This window comes from Streptomyces sp. NPDC005878 (genome assembly GCF_040629815.1).
Taxonomy (GTDB): domain Bacteria; phylum Actinomycetota; class Actinomycetes; order Streptomycetales; family Streptomycetaceae; genus Streptomyces.
On the sequence record NZ_JBEXWK010000014.1, the window covers coordinates 163,309 to 183,560 of the forward strand.

The 20,252-nt window shown below is 71.3% G+C and carries 19 protein-coding genes; 12 read left to right on the forward strand and 7 right to left on the reverse strand.

All coding sequences use genetic code 11. The annotated features are described in order from the left end of the window. Nucleotides 1-122: 122 nt before the first annotated feature. Nucleotides 123-1,238: a hypothetical protein gene (locus ABZ404_RS21610; RefSeq protein WP_358834554.1), complete on the forward strand. Its 1,116-nt coding sequence runs from the start codon at nucleotides 123-125 to the stop codon at nucleotides 1,236-1,238. 199 nt (nucleotides 1,239-1,437) lie between these two features. On the opposite strand, the gene ABZ404_RS21615 is transcribed toward ABZ404_RS21610, so the two are convergent. From ABZ404_RS21615 to ABZ404_RS21625, 3 genes are all read right to left on the reverse strand, one after another. Beyond that, nucleotides 1,438-2,829 (reverse strand): ParB/RepB/Spo0J family partition protein, encoded by a 1,392-nt coding sequence (locus ABZ404_RS21615; RefSeq protein ID WP_358834553.1) that lies wholly within the window; start codon nucleotides 2,827-2,829, stop codon nucleotides 1,438-1,440. Continuing rightward, nucleotides 2,826-4,088: a ParA family protein gene (locus tag ABZ404_RS21620; RefSeq protein ID WP_358834552.1), complete on the reverse strand. Its 1,263-nt coding sequence runs from the start codon at nucleotides 4,086-4,088 to the stop codon at nucleotides 2,826-2,828. Before ABZ404_RS21620 ends, ABZ404_RS21615 begins: the two co-directional genes overlap by 4 nt. 306 nt (nucleotides 4,089-4,394) lie before the next feature. Next, a complete protein-coding gene (locus tag ABZ404_RS21625; RefSeq protein ID WP_358834551.1) occupies nucleotides 4,395-5,225 on the reverse strand; it encodes a helix-turn-helix domain-containing protein in 831 nt (276 codons plus the stop codon). Nucleotides 5,226-5,542: 317 nt separating this feature from the next. On the opposite strand from ABZ404_RS21625, the gene ABZ404_RS21630 reads away from it, so the two are divergent. The 5 genes from ABZ404_RS21630 (at nucleotide 5,543) to ABZ404_RS21650 (ending at nucleotide 11,925) form a co-directional block, all read left to right on the forward strand. Further along, nucleotides 5,543-6,538: a hypothetical protein gene (locus ABZ404_RS21630; protein WP_358834550.1), complete on the forward strand. Its 996-nt coding sequence runs from the start codon at nucleotides 5,543-5,545 to the stop codon at nucleotides 6,536-6,538. Nucleotides 6,539-7,145: 607 nt separating this feature from the next. Further along, nucleotides 7,146-8,120 (forward strand): DUF4344 domain-containing metallopeptidase, encoded by a 975-nt coding sequence (locus ABZ404_RS21635; RefSeq protein ID WP_358834549.1) that lies wholly within the window; start codon nucleotides 7,146-7,148, stop codon nucleotides 8,118-8,120. Between the two features lie 726 nt (nucleotides 8,121-8,846). After that, entirely contained in the window at nucleotides 8,847-9,905 is a 1,059-nt protein-coding gene (locus ABZ404_RS21640; RefSeq protein WP_358990687.1) for a bifunctional DNA primase/polymerase, read from the forward strand. A 251-nt stretch (nucleotides 9,906-10,156) separates the two neighbouring features. Continuing rightward, nucleotides 10,157-11,527, forward strand: coding sequence for a phage/plasmid primase, P4 family (locus tag ABZ404_RS21645; RefSeq protein WP_358834952.1), 1,371 nt, complete (start codon nucleotides 10,157-10,159; stop codon nucleotides 11,525-11,527). Continuing rightward, a complete protein-coding gene (locus ABZ404_RS21650) occupies nucleotides 11,524-11,925 on the forward strand; it encodes a DUF6009 family protein (protein ID WP_358834948.1) in 402 nt (133 codons plus the stop codon). Before ABZ404_RS21645 ends, ABZ404_RS21650 begins: the two co-directional genes overlap by 4 nt. Nucleotides 11,926-11,953: 28 nt before the next feature. On the opposite strand, the gene ABZ404_RS21655 is transcribed toward ABZ404_RS21650, so the two are convergent. Continuing rightward, a complete protein-coding gene (locus ABZ404_RS21655; RefSeq protein ID WP_358834947.1) occupies nucleotides 11,954-12,430 on the reverse strand; it encodes a carboxymuconolactone decarboxylase family protein in 477 nt (158 codons plus the stop codon). A 185-nt stretch (nucleotides 12,431-12,615) separates the two neighbouring features. Further along, entirely contained in the window at nucleotides 12,616-13,023 is a 408-nt protein-coding gene (locus ABZ404_RS21660; RefSeq protein ID WP_358834946.1) for a rodlin, read from the reverse strand. Between the two features lie 176 nt (nucleotides 13,024-13,199). Between ABZ404_RS21660 and ABZ404_RS21665 the strand changes: the two genes are divergently transcribed. Beyond that, nucleotides 13,200-13,400 (forward strand): hypothetical protein, encoded by a 201-nt coding sequence (locus ABZ404_RS21665; protein WP_358834945.1) that lies wholly within the window; start codon nucleotides 13,200-13,202, stop codon nucleotides 13,398-13,400. A 76-nt stretch (nucleotides 13,401-13,476) separates the two neighbouring features. Here the strand turns inward: ABZ404_RS21665 and ABZ404_RS21670 are convergent, their stop codons facing one another. Both ABZ404_RS21670 and ABZ404_RS21675 read right to left on the reverse strand, forming a co-directional pair. Continuing rightward, nucleotides 13,477-13,887, reverse strand: coding sequence for a rodlin (locus ABZ404_RS21670; RefSeq protein ID WP_358834944.1), 411 nt, complete (start codon nucleotides 13,885-13,887; stop codon nucleotides 13,477-13,479). Between the two features lie 153 nt (nucleotides 13,888-14,040). Then, nucleotides 14,041-14,448: a hypothetical protein gene (locus ABZ404_RS21675; RefSeq protein ID WP_358834943.1), complete on the reverse strand. Its 408-nt coding sequence runs from the start codon at nucleotides 14,446-14,448 to the stop codon at nucleotides 14,041-14,043. Between the two features lie 193 nt (nucleotides 14,449-14,641). On the opposite strand from ABZ404_RS21675, the gene ABZ404_RS21680 reads away from it, so the two are divergent. From ABZ404_RS21680 to ABZ404_RS21700, 5 genes are all read left to right on the forward strand, one after another. Continuing rightward, nucleotides 14,642-15,052, forward strand: a complete 411-nt coding sequence (locus ABZ404_RS21680) for a rodlin (RefSeq protein WP_358834942.1) — start codon at nucleotides 14,642-14,644, stop codon at nucleotides 15,050-15,052. Between the two features lie 355 nt (nucleotides 15,053-15,407). Next, nucleotides 15,408-15,599 (forward strand): chaplin, encoded by a 192-nt coding sequence (locus ABZ404_RS21685; protein WP_358834951.1) that lies wholly within the window; start codon nucleotides 15,408-15,410, stop codon nucleotides 15,597-15,599. Nucleotides 15,600-15,711: 112 nt separating this feature from the next. Beyond that, nucleotides 15,712-17,460 (forward strand): chaplin family protein, encoded by a 1,749-nt coding sequence (locus ABZ404_RS21690; protein ID WP_358834941.1) that lies wholly within the window; start codon nucleotides 15,712-15,714, stop codon nucleotides 17,458-17,460. Nucleotides 17,461-17,876: 416 nt separating this feature from the next. Beyond that, on the forward strand, nucleotides 17,877-19,376 hold the full coding sequence (locus tag ABZ404_RS21695; RefSeq protein WP_358834940.1) for a glycosyl hydrolase: 1,500 nt from the start codon (nucleotides 17,877-17,879) through the stop codon (nucleotides 19,374-19,376). 113 nt (nucleotides 19,377-19,489) lie between these two features. Continuing rightward, nucleotides 19,490-20,221: an endonuclease/exonuclease/phosphatase family protein gene (locus tag ABZ404_RS21700; protein WP_358834950.1), complete on the forward strand. Its 732-nt coding sequence runs from the start codon at nucleotides 19,490-19,492 to the stop codon at nucleotides 20,219-20,221. The last annotated feature ends 31 nt before the right edge of the window (nucleotides 20,222-20,252 follow it).

A 20,252-nucleotide genomic window follows, 5' to 3' on the forward strand; every position in this document is an offset into this window, starting at 1 on the left:
TTCGCTGGGAAATCCCCTTTCCGGAAGCGCCGTTTCCTGGTGGAGTTCCCGCTCCTTCGATAGGCATCGTGTCCCGCGCAGAACGCGGCAGCACGGCAAGAGCCACGAGCAGGAGGGGATCCATGCACAGCCTCGCGTCACCGGACCGGGAGATCGGGTACGAAGGCCGGAGCGTGGTGTACGAGACGTGCTGGCCGGACGGTCCGCAAGGAGAGGGCGGGCTGCTCTTCAGCAGTCTGGCCACCGCGCAGCGGCAGGCCGAGCACGCCTATCTGCGCGTGGCGGCGAACGGTCCAGGGGGCGGCGCCCCGCCCCTCGCGCCGCGCGACGACACCGGACGCCTGTCGTGGTTACGGCAGGACGCGCACGGGTCGCGGGCGTACGAGACATGGAGTCTGCTCGACGGGGGTGAGCGGACTCCGGTCTCCATCAGCGCGCGGCCCGTCCACGACGGCACGGTGGCGCCCGCGACCCTGACGACCTGGCGGACGTTCCCCCTGCCGCCCGCCCCGCCCCGCCACACCCGGGGCAGGCCCGTCCACTGCCGCGCGAGCCCCGTCCACCGCACCACCGCTCCCCCGGGTCCGGCGCCCGTCCCGTACGACTCGCACGGCTCGTATGGCTCGTCCGGCTCGCACGGCCGGGCGGTGTCGTCCGTCGAGGACCTGCTGGCCCGCTTCCGCGACCACCCGGACCTGTCCGAGTCGATGTACGCGCTGTGCGGCTTCGACATGTCCTGCCGCGACCACGGGGAGGTGCTGACGGTGCCCTCGGGCGTGCCGGTGGAGGGCTTCGCCGGAGACGACGTCGGCGGTACCTATTTCCTGTGCGGCGACCCCGGCGGGCAGCGCGCCGTGGTGTACGCGAGCCCCGAGGGCGAGGGCGGCCTGATCGCGGACAGCCTCGGCGACGCGCTGGCCGTCATCGTCGGACTGCCGGGCTGGCAGGACTGCCTGCGGTTCTCGGGCGGCGGCAGCCTGACCGCGATGCGGGCGGCGGCCGCGTACCTGGAGAACGACCTGCGCCGGGTCGAGCCCCACCTCACGGCGCGCCGCGCCCGCCTGGCGGAAGCACTCTCCCTCGACCTGCCGCCCGTCCATCTGCTGCTGGCCCGGCTGCGGGACGCGGTCGCGCGGACCACACCCGCGTACGTCCTGAAGACCGCCCGGGGCGACACCTGCACATCCCTGTTCGGCAGGCTGACGCCTGCCGACAACCCCGGCTGGAGCGGCCCGTAGCGGTCCGCGATTATCACGCCGTGATAGGTCGACGACCGCCCGCGCGGCCCGTTCGACCTATCACGGCGTGATAGCTCGCGGGGTTCCCCGACCGTGCGAGACCGCGCGGCCGTCGCCGGTTGGCCGCTGTCGGACCGGGTGTCGGGGCGACGGGGGGCCGGGTGTCAGAGAGGGCCGGTCGCCCTCGCCCGGCCCCTCCTCAGCCGGTCGTCGACGGTTCCGTCGAGGCGGCGGCCCGGTCCCGGGCGGCCTCCTCCTGGAGCCGCTCCACCATCCGGCCCCGCTCCACCGGCGTCATCCGCGAGATCGCGATCTCCGCACAGGCGACGCCGTCGGTCCAGGGCATCTTGACGACGGGCCGAGCGGCGGGGGCCTCGGGGCGCTGGGCCGGGAGGTCGCTTCCGTGGGAGGGGGACGCGGAGGCGGGCTTGGGGGCGGAAGCAGGGACCGGATTATCACGCCGTGATAGGTCGGCCTCGGGGTCCCGGCTATCACGCCGTGATACCTCGGCCACTCCCCCGGCGCCCGACCCGGCCGCGGTTCTGGCCGCCGCGGCCGCTTCCGGATTATCACGCCGTGATAGATCGGCCCCGGGGTCCCGGCCATCACGCCGTGATAGATCCGCTTCACCTTCGGGGCTATCACGCCGTGATAGATCGGCCTCGCCCTCGGGGCTATCACGCCGTGATAGGTCGGCCTCGCCCTCGGGGCTATCACGCCGTGATAGGTCGGTCTCGGGCTCCCGGCTATCACGCCGTGATAGATCCGCATCACTCGCCGAGCTATCACGGCGTGATAGCTCGCCGCGCTCCACGTCGCTCCCCCCGCCCGGATTATCACGGCGTGATAGCTCGGCCGCCCGCCTGCTCGCCTCCCGGCGTTCCTCCGCCGCAGCCGCCCGGGCGTCGGCCTGGGCCCGCTGCTGCTCGGCGTCGTACTTCGACAGGTTCCGTACGTGCTCGACCTTGCGGCGGCCCTCCAGGAGATCGGCCTGGAGTTCCGGGGCCAGATCGAGGACCGACAGCTTGGAGGAGATCGTGGACTGGGCGATGCCGAGGCGCTTGGCGGCGCGGCTCTGGGAGCCGTAGAACTCCACCAGCTTCTTCAGGGCGTGCGCCTGCTCCAGCGGGTTCATGTCGTCGCGGTGGACGTTGGCGACGAAGGCCGCTTCGAGGAGCGCCTCGTCGGTGGAGACGAGGGCGTTGTCGACGCTGACCCGGACGGTGGGGACGCCCGCGAGTTTGGCGGCGGCCAGCCGCCGGTGACCGTCGATGACGATGTAGCGGGTCTCGGGGTCGAGGTCGTCGGCCCGGTCGGGGCGTTCCCGCAGATACGCCTCGACGGAGGCGACGGTGATGGCGTTGACGAGACCGATCTCGCGGATGCTGTCGGCCAGACCGTCCAGATCCCGCAGCTGCTCGCGCGGGTTGTCGGGGTTCTGGCTGATGCGGCCGACGGGCAGTTCGGTGGGGTCGGGGACGCCGGCGGTGGGCGCGACGGTGGCGGCGCCGATGGCGGCCCGGCGTGCGGAGACCGCACGCGCCTGCCCGAACGACGACCCGGCTCCGAGGTTCTTGGCCTTGCTGCTCACTTGCTGATCTCCCGGGCGAGGGCGCGCAGCCCCACGGACTGGTCGCAGCGCGGGGCGTACGACAGGAGCGGACGCTTGACCCGTACCGCTTCCTTCTGTTCCTTCAGGTCTCCGATGACGCCGACGACGCGCGGGTCCTTGATGTCCATCCAGGACTGGAGGGAGGACGTGGCGATGTAGCCGCGCCGGGCGTCGTAGTGGTTGACGACGATGCCGAGGTAGTCGAGCTCCAGGGCGAGGTCGGTCCGCATGTCCTCTATCTGCGACGTCAGCAGGTCGTAGGCGTCGGCGCTGCTGTCCTCGGCCTGGACGACGATGAGGGTGCCGGAGTTGCCCGGTACCTCGTCGGGTCGGCGGCGTCCGTAGTAGGCGGCGGCGTCCATGCTCAGGCCGAGGCTGGGCGGGCAGTCGATGAGGATGACGTCGTAGTCGGCCTCGATGGGGGCGAGGGCCCGTTCGAGCGCGGCCTCCCGGGCGCGTACGGAAGCCAGGCGTACGTCGAGGAGGAAGGCGTCCGTGCAGGCGGGCAGCAGGTGGAGCCGGTCGCCGAAACGGTCCTCGTCGATGGGGACGATCACCTCGCGCAGCTCGCCCTTGGCGTCGCCCGCCATGTGGTTGGTGAGGGAGTCACCGCCCATGGGGAGGGGTTCCTGGCCGAGCTGCTTGGTGAGGTGGCCCTGCGGGTCGAAGTCGACGAGCAGCACGCGCTGGCCCAGACCGGGGAGGTCTTCGAGGGCGAGGGGGTCGTTGCCCCGGCCGTCCTCGCCGTCGTCGAGGAGCGCCGCGAAGTGCTTCGAGACGCGTACGGGCATGAGGGTCGCGGGGTCCTCGGCGAGGGCCTCACCCGTACCGGCGGTGATCGCGGTCTTGCCGACACCGCCCTTCTGGTTGCAGACCACGATGCGCCGCACGATCGCCGGGCGCCGCACGGCGGGGGCGGGGTGGTGGTCGAGCCAGACCTGTACGGACTGGGCGAGGCCCTGGATGAGGGAGACGCCCCGGTCCTTGCAGTCGCCTCGGAAACCGGACCACTGCTCGGCGGGCAGGAAGGTGGCGAACGACTCGGCGCCGGAGGTGTCGATGGGGGAGAGGTTCGAGCCGAGGCTGCGCCAGGTCGTGATGCCGGTCTCGACGGCTTCCTGGATGTCGACACCGAGCTGAGCCGCCCGGATCTTCAACTCCTGGCGGAGCCGCAGCGGAAGCTTCGAGACGACCTTCTCCCGGTCGCTTTTGGATGCAGGTGAGGTGGGTGAGGTCATGGAACGTAACTGTACTAACGCCGAAGATCCTTTGATGGACCGACACGTTAGCTTTCTGACTTCGGGGATGGGGGAGAGGGGGTGAAAACCACCCAAGTGGGGTGAAGTGGACGGCGGGGGAGGGTAGTTATCACGGCGTGATAGGTCGGCCGGGGCTATCACGCCGTGATAGGTGCCGGCGCGAAGGTGGCTGAGGGGCACGGATTATCACGCCGTGATAGCCGTGATAGCCGTGATAGGTGGCAGCGCGAAGGTGGTTGCGTGGCCGGACCTATCACGGCGTGATAGGTCCGGCCACGCCAGCTATCACGGCGTGATAGCTCGCAGCATCGGAGTACGGGCGGCCTGCCGACGCCGCTCGCCGGGATGGAAGACCAGGATGATCATGCGGGCGCCGGGGGACGCCATCGGCTGGGCGGCGCAGAGGGTGACCCAGCCGGGGCCGAGGGCGAGATGGTGCAGGGGGCGTTCGTCGCCGTCCAGGGGAAGGTGGGCGACGGCCCGTTCGTAGATGGGGGAGGAGACGGGGTCGGCGAGGATCTCCTTCTCGATCTGCTTCAGCGTCTCGTCGTGGGGGTCGGCCGCGAGGGCACCGCGCAGATAGGGGAGGGCGAACGGCGCCCAGGCGTTGTCCCAGTCGGTCAGGACCGAACGGGCCGTGCGGTCGAGGGCCATCCAGCGCATGACGTTGTGCGGGGCCCGGCCGCAGGGGAAGAGCGCGGCGAAGGCGGCGTTGTGGGCGAGCAGGTTCCAGGAGCGGTCATGGACGTACGCCATGTGCGCGATCCCGTCGACGGCCTCCTGCCAGACCCCGGGGATCTCCTCGCCGGAGCGCGCGTTGAGGGGATAGGGGGGATCCTGCCCGAGGCCGTAGCGCCACAGGGCGATCCACTCCTGCTCGTTCATGCCCAGCAGGCGGGCGACGTCTTCGAGGAGATCGGCGGGCGGGTTGCCGTAGCGGCCGGACTCCAGGCGCCCGTACGTGTCGGGCGCGCGGTGCAGCAGCTGGTCGATCTGGGCCTGGGAGAGACCGGGGGCGCGCCGGCCCTGCCGGGTGGGCCGGCGCAGGCCGTGGCTCTCGGGGGTGATGCGGGCGCGGCGTTCGCGCAGCAGGCCGCGCAGAGCAACCTTGTCCATGAAACGTGTTCCCCATACGTGCGCGGCCCCGTCGGAGAGTCGCGGGCGGCCGCCTCGGTGAGCTGAGCTGAGCTGGTGCCGGTACGGGGGTTCAACCTCCCCGGAGGGAGCACTGGACAGTCGAACACCGCACCTCCGTGCGAACGTTTTCGGCCTGGTCCAGAGCCCCTCATGATCCCCTCGTGAACCCCTCGTGCGGGCCGGTGCCGTACAGGCCCACCGGTACGCTGCCTGGTCGGACAGGTGGCGATCAAGCAGTGGCGGCTGCGTGTGTGCGCCCGGCGCAGACACGCAGAGCGCCGACGGGGGCGAACCAGGTGGAGAGCGACAATCCGGCGCGGCGCACGGACCGGCTGCCGCCGGAGGCGGTCGAGTTGTACGGGCGGATCACCCGCCACGAGCCCCTGACGCCCGAGGACGGCCCGGTGCTCGCCCGGCTGCGGGAGCGCGGCCTGGTGGCGGTGGACGCCGATCTGCCGGACATTCCGATAGCCCTGGACCCGCAGGAGGCGGCCCGGCGGCAACTGGACGCGGACCTGCGGGAGATGGCGGCGCGGGCGGCGCGCATGGCGGCGATACCGGAGGACGCTGACGAGCTGAGCGTGCACTTCGAGCGGGCCAAGTGGCGTTCGGGGCGCGGCTCGGAGTTCCTGACGGAACCCGGTCTGGTCAACGCCCGTATCGAGCACGCCATCAGCCAGGCCCAGGACGAACTGCTCACGGCCCAGCCCGGCGGGCCGCGCCCCCCGGAGCTCCTCGCCCTCGCCATGGACCGGGACAGCCGCGCCCTGGAGCGGGGGGTGAGCGTGCGCACCCTGTACCGCGACAACGTCCGCGACGACGAGGCGACACGGCAGTGGGCGCGGGTGATGACCGGCAGGGGGGCCCAGTTCCGGACGCTCATCGGGCCGTTCCAGCGGTGCATCATCGTGGACCGGCGTACCGCGTTCATCTCCGACCACATCGTGAACTCCGTCCCCAGCCACGCCGCCTGGCACGTCCTGGACCGGGCCGCGGTGGCGTACATGGCGGAGGGGTTCGACCAGGAGTGGCGCCGCGCGGAGATCTGGCACGGTGACCCCCGGGTCTCGGACGTGGCCGCCGGGGCGCGGACGACCCGGTTGCAGCGGGAGATCCTGCGGGACACGGCCGCGGGGATCGAGCAGCGGATCACGGCGCAGCGGCTGGGGATCGGGCTGCGCACGCTCTCGAAGGAGATCGGCAAGCTGCGGGAGCTGTGGCAGGTGTCCACGCTGGCGGAACTCACGTACCGCTGGGCACTGTCGGCGGAACGGCTGATCGACGACGTGTGAGGGCGCGCGGGGGAGCGCGGGGGAGCGGTCGCGGAGAGCGCCGCGAGGGAGTGGCGGCGTCCACTGCCCGCAACGGTTTTAGGCGGAAAAATCATCAGGAGAAAACGCGGTCCCCGCTGTTGCATGCTGTGCCCGGCCGACCGGAGAGGCCCGCGGCCTGGGGCTGTTCCGGTCCGTACGTCCGCTGTCACGGGGGACTGCCATCCGCGCGCATGCCAGAACCGGCAGTGCGGGGCCCGTCGCCGGGCCCTGCCGGGCATCGCGCGGGGCCGGGTGCCCGAGCCGGGACACCCGGACGCTGCCGAGTCTCGGCACGCCTCCCGTGCCCAGCGCCGACGCGGACGTATCCACCACCAGCCTCCCCGTGCGCGAGCGCACCGACGGGCTCAACGGACCCAACGGACCCAGGTGACGATGGAGTCGCCGACGAGCAGGGCCTGCCCGCGCGTGACCGCACCGACGCCCCCCCCCCCCATGACTTCGAACGCGCTGACGAAACGATCCGTCAGCGCGTTTAATGCGGCCCATGCGCAAACGGGGTGACGACCAGTCCACAACGGCCCGCCCAACGGCGTCCTTGCCGGCCCCGGCGACCTCGCCAGCTCTGTTGGCCCTGCTGGCCCTGCTGACCCTGCTGGCGCTCTGCACGGCCGCCTGCGGCCCCTCGGCCGCCCCGGACCCCCCGGCCTCGTCCAGCGGCCGCACCCCCGACAGCAGCCGCCCAGCGCCCCGTACGGGCTTCTCCGTGCGCTACGAGCCCCCCTCGGCCCCCGACCGCCCCGACGCCGCCTTCCTGCGCGGCCGCCGGATCCTGGAACGCGCCTCCGCCGACCTCGACGCCCTCGTCCCCGGCCAACGCCTGGACCGGGTCGTCGAGGTGGTCGCCCGCTCCTGTGACGGCGAGGGCTCGGCGTACGACCCCGAGGCCCGCCGGATCGAGATCTGCTACGACGACGTGGCCCAGGAGCGGGCCCTGTTCGTGGCGGCGGGGGTGCGCCCGGCGGACGACGAGGCCGCCGCCGTCCTCACCGAGACGGTCTTCCACGAGGCGGGGCACGCCGTCGCGGACGTCCTCGGCCTGGACCTCGGCGACCGGGCCGAGGAGGACGCGGCCGACCAGTTCGCCGCCCTGATGCTGATCCGGCGGGGCCCGGCGGGGGAGCGGGAGCTCAGGACGGCGGCCCGGGAGTACGAGCTGTCGGCGGCGGCCGGGGACGCGGACCCGGACCCGGGCGGCGCGGCAAAGGACGAAGCGGCAAAGGACGAAGCGCCGAGGGACGAACACTCTCCGGACCTCGTACGGGCCGCCCACCACCTCTGCCTCCTCCACGGCGCCGCCCCCGCCCGCACCGCCGACCTGGTCGGGACGCCTCTGCTCCCCCGTAAGCGGGCCGGTCGCTGCGGTGAGGAGTGGCGCAGGGTGCGCGAGACCTGGCAGAAACGTCTCGCTTCGGTCGCCGGGCCCAGCGACCGAGAAGCCGCCGGGTCCAGCGACCGAAGCGACCGGAGCGACTCAAGGCCGGAGAAGCCTCGGGCCAGAACAGAAAAAGAAGGCCCAGCAGGCGAGGACCGGCCGGGGTGACCCCCGGCGGAGCGACTGAAGCGACCGAAGCGACTGAGGCCCGGACCTTTTGGCGTGTCCCGGACCAGTCGCAGAGGCAGGTGCGGAACTCGGTCGCTTCAGTCGCTTGAGTAGCCGGCCCCGGAGACCTTTCGGTCGCTGCCCTTCAGTCGCTGCGGAAGCCTTCAGTCGCTGTTACGCCCGGTAAGGGTGAAGGCGATTTGGGCGTTTTGCTCTCCCAGCTACTGAAGCGAGCGACCAGGAGGGGTTCAGTAGCTCTTCAGTCGCTGCCATGAAACCGCAGGTCAGAGGCGTAGAGGCCAGCAGAACAGCGACTGAAGCGACTCTGGCTCCTATATTAGGTAGCCATTTTGGCTTTTTCCTCGTGTGCGCGTCTGAGTGATAAGTAGGGGTTTTTAGTCGCTGTCAGTCGCTAATGGATCTCCACATGGCACCTGACCTGGTGTTTTAGGCAGCACCGAAGGCAGCGACTGAAAAATCCTCAGTCGCTGCCCTTCGGTCGCTGGTCGCTCGTTGAGTAGCTGGGCCCGCTCCCGGCCCGCCCCGACACGGCAGGGCATTTTCCGTGGGCCTGCGCTCACCCGCCTCCATGCTTCGCTAACCTATGTCCGTCGTTGAGTCGCTTCAGTCGCTGAGTAGGGGAACCACATGACTGCTGAGCTGCGTTTTTCACGCAGCGACTCAGAGCAGTCAGCCCCTGAGCCGACGCTTGCTGAGCTAGCCGGGATGGGTCCGCTCGCCCTGGCCCGGGGCTGCGCTGCTCGTGACTGGCCGGTGCACCCGCTGGCGCCGGGCCGCAAGACCCCGGTGGCGAACTGCAAGCACTGCAGCCGTCCGGGCCACACCAGAAGCCGGTGCCAGTGCCTCGAGTCCCAAGGCCGCTGGTGCCACGGCTTCCACGCCGCCACCGTCGATCGCGCCCGCATCGAGCGCTGGTGGGGCCCCCGCCCCGACCTCGGGGTCGGGGTCGCCTGCGGAGCAGCGGGCCTCGTCGTGATCGACATCGACGACCACCCCCAGCCGCTCCCGGGCCGCGACCGCATCCTGCCGGGCATCGCGATCCACGACGACGTCGACCTGCGGGGCATGTCCAACGGCTTCCACACCCTGGCCGTCCTGGCCGCCCTGCGGGGCGAGAAGAGCCCGGCCGACGACACCTCGACCCTGCGCGTGCGCACCCCCTCCGGCGGGCTGCACGTCTGGTACCGGGCCGTGCGCGACGGCCGCCGCTGGCACTCCTCCGTGGGCCAGGGCGGCGGCTGCTCCCTGGCCTGGCAGGTCGACGTACGCGCGCACGGCGGCTACATCGTCGCTCCGGGAACGGTCACCTCCGCCGGGAGGTACACCCCTCTCGAGGGCGCGGAGGAGCCCGCCCTCCTGCCCGCCTGGCTCGCCGACGAGCTGGAGCGGACGGGGCATCTGCGGAAGCAGCGGGTGCCCGCCCCCCAGCCCCTCCACCGCCCCAACCGCGCCCGCCAGGCCGTCATCGCCGCCGGCGGCGGCCGCGAGCAGGCCACCCGGGTCCTCGCCGCCGCCCTGGCCGAGGTCGCCGACTGCGCGGCCGTGGCCGAGGGCGCGGGCTTCACCGACAAGCTGAACCGGGCCGCCTACACCGTCGGCGGGCTCGTCGCGGCCGGATACCTCGGGCAGGACGCGGGGGAGCGGGTGCTGCTGGAGGCGGCCGAGTACGCGCGCCCGGGCCAGGAGCGCCGGGCCGCCCCGATCGTGCGCGGCGGCCTGGCCGCGGGCCTGCGCCGCCCCCTGGAACTCCGGAGCCGCCCGTGAGCGCCCCCGGCAAGGGCAGCGGCGGGCGCGGACGGGCCCACGAGGACGTGCTGTTCGACTTCGACCCGCAGACGGTCGCCTCGCAGATCCTGGCGCACACCCCGGACTCCCCGTCCGGGGAAGCCCTGTTGCCCGCTCAGACGGGCAGCCAGGGCCCTTCCGAGGCCCGTACGGGAGCGGCCCGGTCCGCCGCCCCGTCCGCGTCCGCTCCGGAGACGCCCGGGCACGTCCCCTCCGCCGCCCGCACCGGCCTGCTGCCCGACACCCTCTCCGACCGGGGCAACGCCAAGCTGTTCGTACGGCTCTTCGCGGACGACTACCGCCATGTGCCGGGCCTCGGCTGGTACCGCTGGGACACCACCCGCTGGCAGCTCGACGAGGACGACACGGTGATGTGGGCCGCGGGCGACCTGGCCGAGAACATCGCCGACAGCGACCCGCGCGGCTTCTACACCGCCCAGGCGCTCCAGCAGCACCGCCGCCGGGCCCTGTCGACGGCCGGGATGAACGCGATGCTCGCGCAGGCCCGTTCGGCGCCCGGCATGGTCCTCAACGCGGCGCTTCTCGACGCCGACCCGTACGCGCTGTGCACCCCGGCCGGGATCGTCGACCTGCGCACCGGGCTGCTGCGCACGCCCGACCCGAACAAGGACTTCCACTCCCGCTCGACCTCGACCGGGCCGCGCCAGATGCCCACCCCGCGCTGGAACCGGTTTTTGACCGACACCTTCGGCGAGGACGCCGAGTCCGCCGAGATGATCGGTTTCCTGCATCTGCTGCTCGGCTACTCGATCACCGGCGACGTCGGCGGCCAGATCATGCCGTTCCTGTTCGGCTCGGGCAAGAACGGCAAATCGGTCCTGCTGGACGTGGTGATGAAGCTCCTCGGCGACTACGCCGACGCCGGCCCGCCCGGATTCCTCATGGCCCGCCCCTTCGAGGGCCACCCCACGGACCTCGCCGAGCTGCACGGTCGCCGCGTCATCGTCTGCTCCGAGGTCAAGCCCGGCGACAAGTTCGACGAGGCCCGCGTCAAGCTCCTCACCGGCGGCGACCGCATCAAGGCCCGCCGGATGCGCCAGGACTTCTTCAGCTTCCAGCCCACCCACAAGCTCTGGCTGCTCGGCAACCACCGCCCCGAGGTCGGCACCGGCGGCTTCGCCTTCTGGCGCCGCATGCGGCTGATTCCCTTCGAACGCGTCGTCTCCGACGAACGCAAGATCGACAACCTGGCGGACGTCCTGGTCACCGAGGAGGGCCCGGGCATCCTCAACTGGCTGATCGAGGGCGCCCGCCGCTACCTGGGCGGCGACAAGGACCTCACCGGGCCCGAGCGCGTACGGATCGCCACGACCGTGTACGCGGAGACCGAGGACCACACCGGGCGCTTCTTCGAGGAGACCTGCGCCCTGCACCCCGACCACCGGGCGGAGCAGACCCGCCTCTACGCCGCGTACCGGGCCTGGTGTCAGAATGAGGGGGCACCCGTCATCACCTCCCGCGCGTTCGCCGCGCGCGCACGCGAACTGGTCGGGCTGGCCTCGCCCAAGGAGATGATCTTGTCCAATTCGCGGAAGTACTACCCGGGCATCGGACTGCTCGCCGACGAGGAGAGGGCATGAGCTCCCTGATCACGGACGACGAGATCAGCCACGAGACCGAGCTGGTCTGGCTGGAGGACATCTCCCGTCTGGACTACGTACGCCAGAGCCTGGACCGGCTGCCCACGCGGCGCAGCAAACCCGCCTACCACCGTGACGGGCGCATGGTCGGCTACGCGCTGCTGGGCCCCAAGGCCAAGGCGTCCCCGTCCTCGGGCACCTGGCGCAGACGCGTGTTCTGGGTGCTGCCCCACGACCGCGACAGCGAACCGGACGGTCTGTACGCGACGGGGGCGCCGGCCGAGGCCATCGACCCGCGCACGCTCGCCCCGGGCAGCAAGGGCCGCAAGACCGAGCGCTCCGAGGGCGGCCCGCCGTCCTCCGCGATGCGCGAGCTCGGGATAACGCTGCCGCTCTGAGACGCGCCCGCGCCCCGGCACGGCCCGGCTACCAGGTGGCCCCCGCCGGCTGCCGCGTCGTCGCGTTGAGCCGGTTGAACAGGTTCGTCAGGGCGATCAGCAGGGTGAGGGCGGCGAGCTGCCGCTCGTCGTAGTGCCGGGCCGCCTCGTCCCACACGGCGTCCGGCACCGGGTCGGGACGGTCGGCGAGCCGGGTCGCGGCCTCGGCCAGGGCCAGCGCCGCGCGCTCGGCCCCGGTGAAGCAGCCCGCCTCGCGCCACGCGGCCACCGCGTGCAGCCGAAGATCGCTCTCCCCGGCCTTCCTGGCGCTGATCACGCCCCCGTGCACGCAGTAGCCGCACCCGTTGATCTGGCTGGCCCGCAGATGCACGAGCTCCAGCGTCGACTGGGCAACCCCGCCCTGCTTGGCGGCCTCGAAGACGTCCAGGAGGGACCGCATCGCGCCGGGCAGCACCACCGCGGGGTTGCGCATCCGGGCCGGGCGCTGCGTCGTCGGAGCGGTCATGGTGTGCCTCCTCGTGCTCGTCTCACCCAGCCCAACGAGCCAGTACGGCAAACGGGACGTGGGCGGCGCGGGGAAAAGCGCCCGAACAGAAAAAGCCGGGCTGCCGGCACCGACCCCTGCGGGATCGGTGCCGGCAGCCCGGTGAGCCCGGACTGCGCCGCGCGCGGCGGGACGGTCCGGGGACGTCAGCTGCCGGACGCGGCGTTGCCCGAGAGGACCGGGATGTTGTCCAGGATGTGCGAGAGCTGCGCGTCGTCCTGCTGCTGGGTCGAGTTCTCGGTGCACTGCTGGTTCTGCTGCTGGGTGAGGACGTAGATGTCCTGGATGCCCACGTTGACCAGAGCCACGATGTTCTGCACGTCGACCTTCTGGAGCGCGCCGAGGCAGAGCTTGTTCAACGAGCCCTGGACCAGGCTCATCTGCGGGCTCATGTCGCCCTCGGTCTTCGACTGCCCGTACGCCTGACGGCTCTCGTTCCCGTCGTACGCCGTGGGGCCGTCGTCGTTCCCGATGGCCATGGCCTGGGGCGCCACCATCATCGTGACACCGGAGATGGCTGCGGCAACGGTCGCGGCCGACCACAACTTCTGCATGTTGGCTCCTCATTGACTCAGACTCCACGGGCGGAGATCTGTGACCATCAACGGATACGACCGGAAGCGGTTGCTGTCCGTGACGATGAATAGCCCGAATGGCGCAGTCGAGCCGTGAACTCGCCCGCCGCACGGTATGGGTGTCGGGGAATCCGCGAGAAGCCGAGGTGACACAGATGCCGCAGCCCGAACACGCCTGGCAACGAAAGGCATTCATCCCCGCCAGCCGCAAGGAGTGCCCCGAACCGGCCGACCCCGCCGCGCCGCCCATCTACCGCGCACTCGCCGCCACCTGGGCGGCCCAGGGCCGCACCCTGCCCGGCGGCCCCGACCGCGAGTGGCGGGCCGTCGCCGCCCGCCCCTGCTGGCCCGTCTGACTCTGACTCCGCCCGGCACCGGGCACGTCGAAGGGCCGCACCGGCCGGCGAGGCGGTGCGGCCCTTCGACGTCGCGTCAGCTGCCGCTTCCGCCGTTGCCCGACAGAAGCGGGATGTTGTTGAGGATGTGCGAGAGCTGCCCGTCGCCCTGCTGCTGGGTCGAGTTCTCGGTGCACTGCTGGGTCTGCTGCTGGGTGAGGATCGGGATGTCCTGGATACCCACGTTGACCAGGGCGAGGATGTTCTGCACGTTGGCCTTCGCCGGCAGGGCGATGCAGGGCTTGTTGAAGGAGCCCTGGATGAGCGCGATCTGCGGGCTCATGTCCCCGTACGTCGCGGAGTTGCCGTAGTACTGCATCGCGCTGTTGCCGTTGTACGCCGTGGGGCCGTTCTCGTTCCCGATGGCCAGGGCCTGGGGCGCCGCAGCCGCCGAAACTGCGACGACGGATGCGGAAACGGCGGCTGCCGCCATAGCCTTCTTGAACACGCTGGTCCCTTCCTCATGGAAGCCCCGTCCGGAATGGAGCCCCGTCCGGAGCTGTCGGAGCTATCTGGATCAACTGACTTGTCGCGCTATGGTTTCCCCCCTTCACCCGTACGGCGGACGCGCCACCACCCCTGGGGCTGACCGGCGGGGACCTCAACCGGGTCGGGGAGCCGACCTGTTGGGGCGGCGGTGCAGATGCAGGAACGACAGACGCGTGTTCGTCTCGGCGGATCGCAGGTGGGGCGGGCCGGAGGGGGAGGGAGCGGCCGGCTGTTCGCCGAGCCCGGCGAACAGGTGCCAGTCGTCGGGCGCCACCCGCCACGACAGTCGCCCCGCCGCCGTGTGCACGTGCACCAGCGACCAGCCCGTACGCTCTGCGGTGACATCACCGCCGTGCAGCCGCGCCACGTAGGAGATGAGGGCGGCGCGTTCCTGGTGCAGGGCGTCCAACTGGTGGTGCAGGGCCGCCAGCCGGTCGACGAGCCTGAGCTCCCGCTCGCTCCAGAAACCGCGGCGCCGCCGTCTGCCGACGCCCGCGTCGGGCGCGCTCGCGCGCTTCAAAGGGCCTCCTGGTGGTGAGAAACGAAACGGAATGATAAACGGCCCGCATACGCCTGCCCCCATGGCGCGCCGCGTGGCAGCACGAATTCGGTTCCCCACCGATCGGGTGAATGGGCGTCACTAAACTCCACCAAGGCAGTTGATCGGAGTGCGGTAAACGCGTGAACTCCTCTCTCCAGAAAAGGAACACCCTGTGATCAAGAAGGTTATGGCGGCTACGGCGGTCACCGCGTCCATCCTCGGTGCCGCGGCCGTCACCGCTCCTCAGGCCATGGCCATCGGCAACGACAACGGCCCCACCGCCTACAGCGGCAACGGCTCGAAGCAGGCGTACGGCAACCAGAAGACCGAGGGCGACATGAGCCCGCAGCTCAGCCTGGTCCAGGGCACGCTGAACAAGCCGTGTGTCGGCCTGCTCCAGAAGCTCGACGTGCAGAACATCGTGGCTCTGGTCAACGTGGGCCTCCAGGACATCTACGTCCTCACCCAGCAGCAGAACCAGCAGTGCACCGAGAACTCCTCGCAGGAGGAGGGCGACGCGCAGCTGTCGCACATCGTGGACAACATCCCGGTCCTCTCGGGCAACGGCGCCTCCGGCAGCTGATCTCCGCTTTCGGCGAGTCCACTGAGTGACAGAGCTGCCGGCACCTCCTTTCCCGGGGTGCCGGCAGCTTCGTTTTCCTTTTCGCGCATTCGGCACCCTGTTCTCGGAACATGTTCTCGCGGCGACCCCTCTTAGCGCGTTGCGGTGTTCGTGACCGTAACGGCGCGACTGCCAAGCGAGTGAATATGTGGCAGGCGTCCGGGCGCTGGTTTCCTTTACCGCTGCGGATCGTTATCAATCCGTCAGCGGTGCTCTCCTGTGCGCCGTGCGCGACTATTCGTTGCGCTGCCTTTCTCAAAGGAAAGAGAAACAAGTGAAGTACATGAAGACCGCCACCGTCCTGGCCGGCCTCGTCATGGCCACCGGCGCGGCCACCCCCGCCCTCGCCGACGCCGGCGCCCAGGGCGCGGCAGCCCACTCCCCGGGTGTCCTGTCGGGCAACGTCATCCAGGTGCCCGTCCACATCCCCGTGAACGTGTGCGGCAACACCATCAACATCATCGCGCTGCTGAACCCCGCGTTCGGCAACGAGTGCAAGAACAACTGACACCGCACCAGGGATTTCTCCCGTCGGCTTCGGGACGTGCGGCGGCACACCCCGAAGCCGGCTCCCGAACCGAGAGCGCGAGCAGACCGTGAGCCCCCAGGAAGGCACCGCATTGCGACAGGTCATCAAAAAGACGCTGTTCACCGCCATGGCGGCGAGCAGCGTTCTCTCCATGAGCGGCGCCTGCGCTCACGCGGCGGATGCGCATTCCGAAACCGGTGATTCTCCGGGCGTCCTGTCCGGCAACTCCATTCAGGCACCCCTGGACGTCCCGGTGAACGCCTGCGGAAACACGGCCAACCCGGTGGGCGCCCTCAACCCGTCGTTCGGCAGCACGTGTTCGCACCGGCCGGACGAGGGCGACGCCTACGAGCGGGCGTACGAGCGCGCCTACCAGCGGTACACCGCCAACGACGAGGGCGACGACGGCCCGTACGGACGCGGACGCGGCGGAGGTTACGGCGACGACCGCCGCGACGATCGGTACGAGCACGACCGGTACGAGCACGGGGGTTACCACGGCCGCGACTACGACCGGGGCCGCGACTCCGGTTACGGAGACGAGTACGGCTACGGCTACGGCGACGACAACCGCCGGGACGCATACGGCCGGGACGACTACCGCCACGAGGAGCGCCACCACGTCGCGCCCTCCGGCACCCACGCCGAGACGCACGGCTCCCCGGGCGTCCTGTCCGGCAACGCGGTCCAGGCACCCGTCAAGGCGCCGGTGAACCTGTGCGGCAACACCGTCAACATCATCGCTCTGCTCAACCCGGCGTTCGGGAGCACGTGCACGACCAGGGAAAGCGCCGGCCCCCGCCACGCGCGCCCCGCGCACCACCCCCACCCGACCCCCCGGGCACACGTCCCCGCACCCCCGCCCGCGGCCCCCACCCCGGCACCACACCACACCGCGCCCCACCACCCGGCGCCTCACCACCAGGCGCCGCAGCACCCCGCTCCGCACCAGACGGCTCCTCACCACCAGGCGCCGCAGCATGCGGCACCGCATCAGACGGCTCCGCACCACCAAGCCCCGCACCACCAAGCCCCACACCACCAAGCCCCGCACCACCAAGTGCCGCAGCACCAAGCACCGCAGCATGCGGCACCGCAGCACCCGGCTCCGCACCACCAGGCGGCACATCACCCGGCTCCGCACCACCCGGCGCCTCACCCGCCGGTCGCGCACCCGCCGGTCGTACACGCCCCGGCGCCCCAGCCGCCGGTGCACCACGTTCCGGCCGCGAAGCCCCCCGTGCACCACGAGCACGCGAAGCCGCCGGTGCACCACCACCCGTCCGTGCCCAAGCCCCCGGCCCCCAGGCCGCCGATGACGCAGGTACCGCCCGCGCACGAGCAGCCCGCGCCGCAGCAGCCGCCTGTGGCCCAGCCCCCGGCCGCTCAGCCGCCGGTGGTCGCCCCGCCCGTGGCCACGCCGCCGAAGGTGACGCCGCCGGTGACGGTCCCGCCGAAGGCCGACCGGCCGTCGGCGCAACCGCCCGCGCAGGTGCCGCCGCAGAAGCAGACGCCGCAGGTGGCCAGGCCCGAGGTACCGGCCAAGCCGGAGGTGCCCGCACAGCCCGCGACGCCTCCGCACGCCGTGGCCCCGCCGGTGACCCGGGCGATGCCGCCGCAGCCCGTACGCCCGTACAAGCCCCGGCACGCGGCCCCGGCGGCCCCGGCCGTTCATGAGGCCGCGCACGAGGCGCCGGGCCGTCCGCAGCTCGCCGCGACCGGCGGCGACGCGGACCTGCTGGGCGTAGCCGGAGCGGCAGCCGTGGCGCTGCTGGTCGGGGGAGGGATCCTCTACCGCAGGGGCACGGCCGCGGCGGCGGCCGTCCGCGACGGCAGGTAGGCAGAGGAAGGCCGGGAGAGCCGGAGGGCGCTCTCCCGGCCGGGAGACGGTGACATACCGTCACATCGTGGGCGCTCGTCCACGGCAGGAAGAGCCGACGGCTGGCGGACGGGCGCCTTATCACGCACCGTCGAGTGCACCACACCGACGAAGCCCCGCCGGTCCATGTTCACCCGTACGGCGGATACGTCACCCGGACGAGACGCCACAGGCGCGCAACCACCCCGGCAACCGAACTCCACACCCGCGAGGCGCAGTTCCCCGCGGGTGCACACGCATGCCCGGGCACTCCTCATCCCCGTCCCCCAATAGGGGGATCAACGCACCCAACGGATTATCTTCCCGATCAGCGTAATAAGAATATTTTGCGATCGGGTATATCGGGTAGGAGGGAAATCCGTCGTGGAGGAGTGGACATGCGCCAGGGGAAACACCGCAACGGAAAAGGCAACACCGCGGAGCACCGGCGGAAAATTCCCTCGGCCACGGCAACCCGCCGCGCGCTCGGCGCGATCGTGGCGGCGGGCGCCCTCGTCTCATGCCTCGCGGTAGCGCCCCCGCTCCGCGACCCCGTACCCCCCGCACCCCCCGCAGGCACCGACCCCGGCCTCAAGCACCCCTCCACCGCCTGGTTCGGCGCGTTCCTGGAGTCCGACGAGCGGGGCGTGCAGCGGATGGCAGAGCTGGAGAAATGGCTCGGGGGAGCCGATCTGAGGGTGGGGCACACCTATCTGCCGGGGGAGACCTGGAGCGACATCGAGGGCCGGGCGCGCTTCCTGGAGCGCTGGGCCGGCTGGCGCCGCCAGCGCGAGGACCGCCTCTTCGTCCTCAACGTACCGATGCAGGCCCACAACGAGGAGGGCATCTCCGACAACGGAGTCCGCAGACTACTGAAACAGGGCCAGGAAGGCCTTTTCGACAGCCATTTCAAAAAACTTGCCGAACGCCTGGTCGCACTGAACATCCCCGACACGGTCATCGTGCTCGGCTGGGAGATGAACGGCACCACCTACACCCACCGCTGCGCCCCCGACCCGGAGGCGTGGAAGGCGTACTGGCGGCGCGCGGTCACCGTCATGCGCTCGGTGCCGGGCCAGAAGTTCCGCTTCGACTTCGCGCCGAGCCGGGGACGGGACGCCGTGCCGTGGACCGAGTGCTATCCCGGCGACGACGTCGTGGACGTGATCGGCATGGACTCCTACGACCAGCCCCCGGGCCGGAGCTTCGACGCACAGGTCAAGGAACCGTACGGCCTCCAGCAGCACGTCGACTTCGCCGCGGCCCACAAGAAGCAGATCTCCTACCCGGAGTGGGGGCTCTTCCGCAACGGCGACAACCCCGAATACATGCGGCGCATGCTGGAGTGGATGGACACCCACAGACCGCTGTACAACACCATCACCGACTACTGCCCGCACGGGGTATGGCAGTGCGACGCCAACCCGAAGGCGGCGAAGGTATACCGAACGCTCCTGTTCGGCCGCACGGAACCAACCCCGACGCCGCCGGTCACGCCTCCTGCAACTCCGCCCGTAACCCCGCCGGTCACGCCCCCGGCGACTCCGCCGGTCACCCCGCCCGTAACCCCGCCGGTCACGCCACCAGTACCACTGCCGCCGCCGACACCTCCGGTAACGCCTCCAGCGGTCACCCCCGCGCCGAGCCCGGTCACCCCACCGCCCCTGCCCACGCCACCGCCACCACCCACGCCCCCGACGACTCCACTGGTGACCCCGCCCACGCCCCCTGCGCCTGCGCTTCCCCCGGCCACGAGACCCGTCACCCCGCCCCCCGCCCCGCCTACGGACCCGACCTTCCCGTCCACCTGCCGGCCGATGAACGTGGGCCCCTGGGTCGAGTACTGGATCGGGGGCAGGCTCTGCCTGCGGTTCGGCTGGTACTCACGCCGGAGCTGACCCCGACGACAGGGAAACGCTCAAGGCGAGGTGAGGCAGGACGAGGCCGGAGACGAGGCCGGATGGGAACGGCGAACAGGGGACAGGGAGGGGAAGGCGTGGAGGACCTGCCGATGTCGGCGACGGAGCCCAATGGCTCCGCGGTCGTACGGGTGCTCAGCTACAACGTCCGCTCCATGCGTGACGACGTGGCGGCGCTGGGCCGGGTGATCCGGGCCTGCCGTCCGGATGTGGTCTGCGTCCAGGAGGCGCCGCGGTTCTTCCGCTGGCGCAAGGCCGCGGCGCGCCTGGCGAAGGCGTCGGGGCTCGTCTACGTCACGGGCGGAGCCACTGCGTCGGGCCCGATGATCCTTTCCTCCCTCCGTGCGCACGTGGAACGCACGGAGGACGTCCTGCTGCCGCGCACGCCCGGCCTGCACCAGCGTGGCTTCGCGACGGCCGTGCTGCGTTTCGGCCGGGCCCGGCTCGGTGTGCTGAGCTGCCACTTGAGCATCGACGACGAGGAGCGCTACGAGCAGGGCCGGCTGCTCCTGGACCAGCTGTCCGCCCTGGACGTCCCGCACGCCGTCGCCGCGGGCGACCTCAACGACCGCCCCGACGGCCGCACCTTCCGCCTGCTCGCGGGAGTCCTCCAGGACGGCTGGGCGACGAAACCGTGGGGCCGCGAGCACACCACCCGGCTGGGCGACCCCCTGCAACGCATCGACGCGGTCTTCGCCACCCCCAAGATCCACGTGCTGGGATGCGGCGTACCGATGGGCCTGCCCCACCTCCCGGAACAAGACCTACGAGCAGCCACGGACCACCTGCCGGTACTGGCGTCTCTACGGGTCCCGGCCACGTAAGGCGAAGCCGCGCAGCACGGGCCCGCACCCG

What these genes read in the sequence shown, in the direction of transcription:
- ABZ404_RS21610 (WP_358834554.1), top strand. Translation starts at nt 123, where the DNA reads ATGCACAGCCTCGCGTCACCGGACCGGGAGATCGGGTACGAAGGCCGG.
- ABZ404_RS21620 (WP_358834552.1), bottom strand. Translation starts at nt 4,088, where the DNA reads ATGACCTCACCCACCTCACCTGCATCCAAAAGCGACCGGGAGAAGGTC.
- ABZ404_RS21625 (WP_358834551.1), bottom strand. Translation starts at nt 5,225, where the DNA reads ATGGACAAGGTTGCTCTGCGCGGCCTGCTGCGCGAACGCCGCGCCCGC.
- ABZ404_RS21640 (WP_358990687.1), top strand. Translation starts at nt 8,847, where the DNA reads ATGGGTCCGCTCGCCCTGGCCCGGGGCTGCGCTGCTCGTGACTGGCCG.
- ABZ404_RS21650 (WP_358834948.1), top strand. Translation starts at nt 11,524, where the DNA reads ATGAGCTCCCTGATCACGGACGACGAGATCAGCCACGAGACCGAGCTG.
- ABZ404_RS21655 (WP_358834947.1), bottom strand. Translation starts at nt 12,430, where the DNA reads ATGACCGCTCCGACGACGCAGCGCCCGGCCCGGATGCGCAACCCCGCG.
- ABZ404_RS21660 (WP_358834946.1), bottom strand. Translation starts at nt 13,023, where the DNA reads ATGCAGAAGTTGTGGTCGGCCGCGACCGTTGCCGCAGCCATCTCCGGT.
- ABZ404_RS21665 (WP_358834945.1), top strand. Translation starts at nt 13,200, where the DNA reads ATGCCGCAGCCCGAACACGCCTGGCAACGAAAGGCATTCATCCCCGCC.
- ABZ404_RS21685 (WP_358834951.1), top strand. Translation starts at nt 15,408, where the DNA reads ATGGCCACCGGCGCGGCCACCCCCGCCCTCGCCGACGCCGGCGCCCAG.
- ABZ404_RS21695 (WP_358834940.1), top strand. Translation starts at nt 17,877, where the DNA reads ATGCGCCAGGGGAAACACCGCAACGGAAAAGGCAACACCGCGGAGCAC.
- ABZ404_RS21700 (WP_358834950.1), top strand. Translation starts at nt 19,490, where the DNA reads ATGTCGGCGACGGAGCCCAATGGCTCCGCGGTCGTACGGGTGCTCAGC.